The organism is Rhodospirillales bacterium (genome assembly GCA_016872535.1).
In the GTDB taxonomy this organism is placed as follows: Bacteria; Pseudomonadota; Alphaproteobacteria; order Rhodospirillales; family 2-12-FULL-67-15; genus 2-12-FULL-67-15.
Genome location: VGZQ01000013.1, coordinates 40,431 through 47,454, shown reverse-complemented (window position 1 = coordinate 47,454; position 7,024 = coordinate 40,431). Strand labels below are relative to the sequence as shown.

Sequence of the window (7,024 nt, the reverse complement as noted above, 5' to 3'; positions counted from 1 at the left end):
GAGAAAAGCCGCCCAGGCGTCGCGCGCTTCTTCGGCCTCCGGCGGGGACATCAGAGAGTGCCCGGGGCCGTCGAACGGCCCCAAACCGGGAACGGCCTCGTTGGCGCTGCGAATGCCGGTTGCGACCACGAGGTAGTCATAGTCGAAGCTCTCGGCGGCAGTATGGACCCGCTTTTTCTCCGGCTCGATCCGCGTCACGGCGCCCTCAACGAAACTGATTTTCCAGCGGGCCAAGGTCGGGGCCAGGTTAAAGGAAATATTGGCCAGGGTCCGCCATCCCATCGTCACCCACGGCAACGACGGAATGAAAATGAAGCGCTTCTCCTTGGAAATGACGACAATCTCATGCCGACCGTTCGGCAGATGCTTGCGGAGAGTGATCGCCGCCGTAAGGCCGCCGAACGATCCTCCGAGAACCAAAATGCGCATGTCCTTTTCTCCCAGCTGCCGTCTTCGCCGTTTCGCGGCTTGACAAGATGCCATTCTTAGATCAATTATTCAAGAGAATATTTGAATATTGCCGCGCTTGCCGGCCGTTGAATCAACCAAAGCCCCCGCGCAACGGAGAAAAACCATGAAAATCCTGTTTATCCTCAACGACCCGCCTTACGGAACCGAGCGTGTTTACAACGGCCTTAGGCTTGCGGGCGCACTCCAGAAAAACGCGAAAGTCACGGTTTTTCTGATGGCCGATGCCGTTATCTCGGCAAAAAAAGGGCAGAAGACGCCGGACGGCTTCTACAACGTGGAACGAATGCTCAAAAAGGTCCTTCTCGGCGGCGGCGAGGTGCTGCTCTGCGGAACCTGCATGGATGCCCGGGGCATGGCGGCCGAGGATGTGATGGAAGGCCCCGCGCGCAGCACCATGGACGCCTTATCCGCGGCAACCATGGAAGCCGACAAGGTACTGGTTTTTTGAAATCCGTTGGCGCTTCGCCACGCCGGGTGCCGTCACCGAGCGATCGGAGCTTGACCCGCTGCTCGGCATGACTGATGGGGCGGACGGGTGCTGGACAATGGTTGCAACTTTTTGCGGAGCAACCTGGCACCGCGAGCAAGTGCAAGCCAGAGAACGTTGGATTTCGGGTATTCTTCCTCCGCCATTCATCATTGAAAATAAAAGATTTTTTATGGGTATTTGTCTTTTACCCACAACTACACCCACACCCCGATAGCCGCCGAGAGGCATTCCGGGGTCCGATTTCGCTGACGAGGTAGTATGCCGGCACGCTTAGGCGGCTTTCCCGACCTTGACAGCCACGCGGCGGCCGGCGCGGGCGAGCATGACCACGAGCGCGTCGAGGCTGAACTTGTCGATGCGACCGCGCACGAGGTCGTTGAGCCGCGGCTGCGTCACCCCCAGGTGCCGTGCCGTCGCGCTCTGCGTCAGCCCGCCGGCGGCGAAATCACAAAGCAGGCGCGCAACTGGCTCGGCAACAAGCTGGACGCGATCAAGCGCTCGCAGATCATGTTCATCGACAGGGACGACATTCTCAACCTGTTCATCGTGACGAACCTACCGCTGCCAAAGGGTGCGCTGCCTCCATCAAACGGACTCGACGCGCTAGACGACGAAATACCGTTCTAGCTGCCCGCGAGCGCGCTGCCTGAAGCGCCGGAGCGAGCGGCAGCCGCCCACAGGCGTGGGCGTTTCCCGACGACGAGGCCCGCGGGGATAACGTCCGGCCTGCGCGCGCATCACGCATCAGGAAATTGCGTCCATGGTCGGCTCGGTGCGCGAGGTGGTGCAGCGGGCGCTCAAGGAACTCGAGCGCGACGGGGCGATCGCGTTGGAGCGCGCCCATATTCGCATTCGCGATCCGGCCAAGCTCGAACGCCGGGCGCACGATTGAACGGGTCACGCAACGGAACGAAAGCCTTGCCGAAAACCGCCGGTGCCGGCAGTAGTTCCCTTTAGTCGCCCGAACCGCCATACTTTTCGGGATGTGCCCCAGGCTTGCACGGTTGGGACTTGCGCTGGCTCTGCTCGCGGCGGCCGCGTGCCAGCCCGCCCCGCCGATCGAATCGCCCGCCCCGCTCGCCGGCCCGTGGCGGGGCGACATCGCCGTCCACGTCACCAGCAACGACTGGCATACGGGCATCGTGGTGGCGCGCGCGGCGCTGCCGCCCGACGCGATTCCCGAGGCGGACGATTTCGTCCACGCCCCGTATCTCGAATTCGGTTGGGGCGATGCCGAGTACTATCCCGCGCCCAAGCCAACCTTCGCCCTGGCGCTCGGCGCCGCGTTCGGGGCCAACCCCGCCGTCGTGCACATGGCCGGATTGCCGGCCCACCCGCGGGACGTCTATCCGCGCTCCGAGGTAATCGAACTCGGGCTTTCGCCGGAAAGCTTCCGGCGGCTGGTCGGAGCGCTCGACGCGACGTTCGCCCGTTCGGGTGCCGCGCGCGCCCGCGCGAACGCGCCCGGGCTTTACTCCTACAGCCTGTTCTATCCGGCGACCGGCGCATTCAATCTGGCGAACACGTGCAACACCTGGACGGCGCGCAGCCTGGCGGCGGCGGGCGTGCCGGTCGACCCCGCCGGCGTCGCGCGCGCCGAGGAGATCATGGCGCAACTGCGCCCCATCGCGACCGCCGCGCCGCGACGGCGTTAATTTGGGCGCGTCGCGTCGGCGCGGCGTGCGCGAACGGCATCACGGATTGCCGACGGCGACGCTGCGTCCGTCGGCGATCAGATCGGCGATGTCGGCGCCGGTCAGGCTTTCGAGAAAGGCGACCAGGTCGCCGATTTCGGATTCATTCAGCCCCAAGGGCCGGATCAAGGGATCGAGACCGGGGTTGGGCCGTCCGCCGCCGTTGTAAAACCGCACCACGTCGGCAAGGGTCGCGAGCGATCCGTCGTGCATGTAAGGCGCGCTCAAGGCGACGTTGCGCAAGGAGGGCGTCTTATAGGCGAAGCGGTCGGCGGGATCGTCGGTGATCTCGAAGCGCCCGAGGTCGGGCTTCGCCGGCTCGCTCACCGCGGCGACCACCTCGTGGGGAAGGACGGTGTAAACGCCGGGCGCGAGTTCGACGCGCACGCCCACGGTGGGCGGCGCGGGCGCGCCGACGCCGGTGTTGTGGAAGCGGTGGTCGGTGAACAGCGCGTGATCGGGGCCGATCGCGTGGCAACCGGCGCAGCCCGCCTTGCCGCCGAAGAGGGCGAAGCCGCGCCGCGCCGCCGGGCCGAGCGCGGTTTCGTCCCTGCCGAAACGCCAACGGTCGAACGGCGAATTGCCGGAAACGAGCGTGCGCTGCCAGGCGGCCACGGCGCGGGCAAGCGTCGCGGCGTCGGCGGCGCGGCCGAAGGCGCGCTCGAAGAGGCCGGCGTAGTCGGGCAAGCCGCGCAGGCGCGCGACCACGTGGTCGAGGGAGGGATTGCCCATCTCGTCGGCGTCGACCAGCGGCAGCAGCGCCTGCTCTTCCAGCGTCGTCGCGCGGCCGTCGTGGAAGAGCGATTTCTGAAACGCCGCGTTGACCACCGTCGGCGCGTTGCGGCGCACCGAGCGGCCCTCGATGCCGACCGGCGTCGCCAATTCGTTCAGGGTGTAGCCTTGTTCCGGGACGTGGCACATGGCGCAACTGATGGTGCCGTTGGCGGACAGGCGACGGTCGAAGAACAGCTTGCGCCCGAGGGCGATCGTTTCCCGGGTCGGCGGGTCGTCGGCGGGAACCGGCACCGCGGGCAGGCCGAGCGGCGGCGTCCGCACGCGCGCCAGCGCCCGGTCGTCGATATCGGCGCCGCGCGCGCCGGGAGCGAAGGCGAGGACGCCGACGCCGACGCCGATCAGCGCCGCGAACGATTTCATTGGGGACGGACGCCGCGTTCTTCGAGCAACAAGGTCTTGGCGTCGGCGACCAGCAGCCGTGGGTCGAGCAGCGACACGCCGTAGATGTTGCGCAGCCGCCCGGCGCGGTCGATCAGGTAGACGCGGAGCAGATGCTCGAACGTGCCGTCGAAGGCGTTGTCCCGGCCGAGGTTCTTGACCACCAGCTGGTCGTAGTCGGCGAGAATCGGATCGAGGTCGTCCTCCGCCGCCGTGGTTAGGAACGACCACTCGCAGCTCGGCCGGCCTTCGCGCAGCGCGAGCAGCGGCGCGGCGTATTCGGCCATCACCTTGGGGGTGTCGTGGCCGGGATCGAAGCTCAAGGTGACGAGTCTGAGGTTGGCGGCCAAGTCCGGCTGGTCCGAACCCGCCCGGAAAATGTCGGCGAGGACCGCGGTCGCGAGCGGGCAACCCTTGGCGTCGCCGCAGTTGGTGTAGATGAAGCTCAGCAGCGTGATCTTGCCCCTGAGGATGTCGCGCAGCCTTTTGGGTGCTCCCCGGATGTCGAGCACGGCGCCGTCGCCGGCGTCGCGCAGTTCGGGCAGTTCGTACGTGCCGGGGACGGGCGGGTCGTAGTCGAACTCGGGCGTCCGTTCCGCCCACACCGTCGCGGCCGCCGGTTCGTTGTGCGCCGCGCGGTCGTGGGCATAGGCGGCCGCGCCGAGCCCGAACGCGAGCAACGCCCCGCCCATGAACAACGCGCGCGATACCATGGCGTAACCTTATCCCGGCGCGCCGCCCCGTTCCGCCTTATCGTCCGCCTCTAGCGGCCGTAGAGCGCCCGGCTGCCGAACACCATGATGTGCGAGCGGCCGAGCTTTTCCTGGTTGAAGTCGAGGACGAAGCGTTCCTTCAATTCCTTGCCGTCCCAGGCATAGCCCTTCAGGAACTGCTCGTTGTCGTCGCCCTTCTTGTCCCAGTTGGCAAGCAGCGAGCTGGTGAAATAGACGCGCTTGCCGTCCCAGCTTTGCGACACCATGTTGAGTTGCCGGCCGATCTTCTTCTCGTAGACCTGCTTCGGCTTGTGCGGATCGCTGACGTCGAACAGGCGCGTCGTCCCGTCCATGAAGCTGTTGACCCAGAGGGAGCGGTCGTCGGCCGCGAGGCTGATGTCGACCGGCAGCGGGATCTTGGACGGATCGCCGATGTCGGCGACCGCCTTCGCCTGCCATTCGCCCTTGTCGTCCTCGTGGATCAGCCACAGCTTGGAGGTGAGCGCGGTGCTGGTGAAGGCGTAGTTGCTGCGCGGCCCCCAGGCAAAGCGGATTTCGAGGGGCGAGCCGGGCACGTGGAACACCTGCTTCGGCGTGCGGGTGTGGAGATTCCACAGCACCACCGACTGGCCGAAGCGCTTCATCGCGGCTTCGTCCTTCAGCATCTTGCCGAAGTCCATCATGTAGTTGGACCAGCCGGTGAACGACGAGGTCAGCATCACGTTCTTGCGCGGCAGCGCGCGCACGTCGTAGCCGTAGCCGTCGGCGTGCTCGATGCCCTTGAGCTTGGGCATCGACTCCTTGGTCGGCATCCAATGGGTGCGCACGTACTTGCCGCTGTTGGTGTATTCGACCAGCGCGGTGCGCCCGCCGTGATCCTTGTCGTTGGAAAGCCCGGTGATCATCATCCGGCCGGGGAGCGCGTAGAACGTGTGCGGCCCGACCGCGCCGCCGCTCGCCTTGACGAAATCGGCGATGGTGTTGACCAGGCGCGGCTTGGCCGGGTTGGAGAACACGTCGAAGACGAAGATCTTGCTGTCGTCGAGGCCGCCGGCCCAGAAGAAGCGACGATTGTCGGTGAAGCCGCCGTGGTGGGCTTCGTGGCGGCCGCCGGTCGAGATCGTATGGACCACCTTGCCGAAGGTGGGCGAACCTTCGCGCACATCCACGGTCACCAGCTTGTCCGAACCGTCGCCCATGCCTTCGACGCCGAGGGTCCAGACATAGACGTATTCCTCGACACCGGTGATCATCGGCATGTAGGGCGATTGGCAGGTTTCGTCGGCGCGCGCGGGCAGGCCGACGGCGGTCAGGATGGCGACGGCGGTGCCGGCAAGCCAAATCCCGGCGCGACGGGCCGTGGTTTTCGCGGGATCGGTCATGGGTCTCTCCCCTGTTGCGTGATATTTCGATTAAGGTCGCTTGATGACGCCGACCGGGGCCGACGCTTTCATGTCGGCCAAGGCCTTCTTCAAGGGCGCGTCGTTGATCGGGTCCTTGGGCACGTCGCCGTCCTTGATCACCTTCAGCTGCAGCAGGAAGTCGTAGCCGTTCTTCATCAGCTGCTGCACGTCGGCGTCGAACACCATCTTGGCGACGTAGGTTTCCGGGACGCCGCCGATGGCGTCGGGATGACCTTCGTAGAGGGCCTTCCACGCGGTCTTGTGGTCGTAGCCCTTGACCTCGTCGACGATCATCTGCGCCATTTCGTTCGGCTTCTCGATCATGAAGCGGAGCGCCTCGATCTCGGCCTTGATCCAGCCGGCCGCCGCCTCGGGGTTCTTTTCGATGAAATCCTGGCGCATGAGCGAGAAGTTGGCGTCGGCTTCGTTCCACGGCGCGCCGGTCGCGGCGTACTTGGCGTGGCCGAGTTCGACCACGCGCCGCGCGTGCGGTTCCCACATGGCGGCGGCGTCGAGCTTGCCGCTCTCGAAGTTGCTGGCGATCACCTCGATCGCGGTGTAGACGATGTTGGCGGGCTTGAACGCGCCCTTGGCGATGATCGATTCGGTGAAACGGTTGGCGCAGGTGCCGCGATGAACGGCGAAGGGCTTGCCGTTCATCCAGGCCATCGCCTCCTGGTAAGTGGCGAACGCGGGCGCGTCCTTGCGGACCAGGATCTTGTTGCACTGCTGGCCGCGGCTGAACATCGGCACCGACACCAGCCGCAAATCGCCGATGCTGCGCTTGGTGGTCGCCACCAGCGAGGGCATGTCGCCCATGGTGCCGACCTGCATCTTGTTGGCGAGCATGGCGTTGACCATGGGCGGGCCGGTCAGGTGGGGCTCGAAACGCACTTTGCTGCCGGCGGGCAGGTATTTCTTCCACAGCTCCTTGTGCTTGATGACCACCCCGTTCCAGCCGCCGGTCCAGTACGGATGATAGCCGTAGGTGATGTCGACCGGTTCCGCGGCCGAGGCGGGCGCCGTCGCCGCGATCGCGCCGGCCAGCGTCAAGCCGGCGAGTTTCCTGCCAATTCCCAT

General features: G+C 65.8%; 9 protein-coding genes and 1 pseudogene. 4 read left to right on the top strand and 6 right to left on the bottom strand.

The window, feature by feature from the left end; translation table 11 throughout:
* Window positions 1-483, bottom strand: a 483-nt coding sequence (locus tag FJ311_04305; GenBank protein ID MBM3950658.1) for a hypothetical protein, incomplete at its 3' end; no start/stop codon positions are given.
* A 91-nt stretch (window positions 484-574) separates the two neighbouring features.
* Here FJ311_04305 and FJ311_04300 point away from each other — a divergent pair.
* Window positions 575-919 (top strand): hypothetical protein, encoded by a 345-nt coding sequence (locus FJ311_04300; protein MBM3950657.1) that lies wholly within the window; start codon window positions 575-577, stop codon window positions 917-919.
* A 312-nt stretch (window positions 920-1,231) separates the two neighbouring features.
* On the opposite strand, the gene FJ311_04295 is transcribed toward FJ311_04300, so the two are convergent.
* A complete protein-coding gene (locus FJ311_04295) occupies window positions 1,232-1,465 on the bottom strand; it encodes an XRE family transcriptional regulator (GenBank protein MBM3950656.1) in 234 nt (77 codons plus the stop codon).
* Between FJ311_04295 and FJ311_04290 the strand changes: the two are divergent.
* The 3 genes and pseudogenes from FJ311_04290 to FJ311_04280 all read left to right on the top strand — a co-directional run bounded on the left by FJ311_04290 (window position 1,394) and on the right by FJ311_04280 (window position 2,616).
* A pseudogene (locus FJ311_04290) lies at window positions 1,394-1,588 on the top strand (hypothetical protein). The gene FJ311_04295 and the pseudogene FJ311_04290 sit on opposite strands and share 72 nt — an antisense overlap.
* A gap of 133 nt (window positions 1,589-1,721) precedes the next feature.
* Entirely contained in the window at window positions 1,722-1,853 is a 132-nt protein-coding gene (locus FJ311_04285) for a winged helix-turn-helix domain-containing protein (GenBank protein MBM3950655.1), read from the top strand.
* 91 nt (window positions 1,854-1,944) lie between these two features.
* Window positions 1,945-2,616 carry a DUF2459 domain-containing protein gene (locus FJ311_04280; GenBank protein MBM3950654.1) on the top strand — a complete coding sequence of 224 codons (672 nt, stop codon included), beginning with the start codon at window positions 1,945-1,947 and terminating at the stop codon, window positions 2,614-2,616.
* Window positions 2,617-2,655: 39 nt separating this feature from the next.
* Here the strand turns inward: FJ311_04280 and FJ311_04275 are convergent, their stop codons facing one another.
* From FJ311_04275 to FJ311_04260, 4 genes are read right to left on the bottom strand one after another with little or no spacing between them, the layout of a single operon-like run.
* Window positions 2,656-3,810, bottom strand: a complete 1,155-nt coding sequence (locus FJ311_04275; GenBank protein MBM3950653.1) for a methylamine utilization protein MauG — start codon at window positions 3,808-3,810, stop codon at window positions 2,656-2,658.
* Window positions 3,807-4,541, bottom strand: a complete 735-nt coding sequence (locus FJ311_04270) for an SCO family protein (protein MBM3950652.1) — start codon at window positions 4,539-4,541, stop codon at window positions 3,807-3,809. Before FJ311_04270 ends, FJ311_04275 begins: the two co-directional genes overlap by 4 nt.
* A gap of 50 nt (window positions 4,542-4,591) precedes the next feature.
* The gene (locus FJ311_04265; GenBank protein MBM3950651.1) at window positions 4,592-5,923 is read right to left on the bottom strand and encodes a selenium-binding protein; all 1,332 of its coding nucleotides are present in this window, start codon (window positions 5,921-5,923) and stop codon (window positions 4,592-4,594) included.
* Between the two features lie 30 nt (window positions 5,924-5,953).
* Window positions 5,954-7,024, bottom strand: a complete 1,071-nt coding sequence (locus tag FJ311_04260) for a hypothetical protein (protein ID MBM3950650.1) — start codon at window positions 7,022-7,024, stop codon at window positions 5,954-5,956.

Bases quoted from the DNA above. Each gene is read 5' to 3' on its own strand.
- FJ311_04265 (MBM3950651.1), bottom strand. From the start codon at position 5,923: ATGACCGATCCCGCGAAAACCACGGCCCGTCGCGCCGGGATTTGGCTT.
- FJ311_04275 (MBM3950653.1), bottom strand. From the start codon at position 3,810: ATGAAATCGTTCGCGGCGCTGATCGGCGTCGGCGTCGGCGTCCTCGCC.
- FJ311_04270 (MBM3950652.1), bottom strand. From the start codon at position 4,541: ATGGTATCGCGCGCGTTGTTCATGGGCGGGGCGTTGCTCGCGTTCGGG.
- FJ311_04285 (MBM3950655.1), top strand. From the start codon at position 1,722: ATGGTCGGCTCGGTGCGCGAGGTGGTGCAGCGGGCGCTCAAGGAACTC.
- FJ311_04280 (MBM3950654.1), top strand. From the start codon at position 1,945: ATGTGCCCCAGGCTTGCACGGTTGGGACTTGCGCTGGCTCTGCTCGCG.
- FJ311_04260 (MBM3950650.1), bottom strand. From the start codon at position 7,024: ATGGGAATTGGCAGGAAACTCGCCGGCTTGACGCTGGCCGGCGCGATC.
- FJ311_04300 (MBM3950657.1), top strand. From the start codon at position 575: ATGAAAATCCTGTTTATCCTCAACGACCCGCCTTACGGAACCGAGCGT.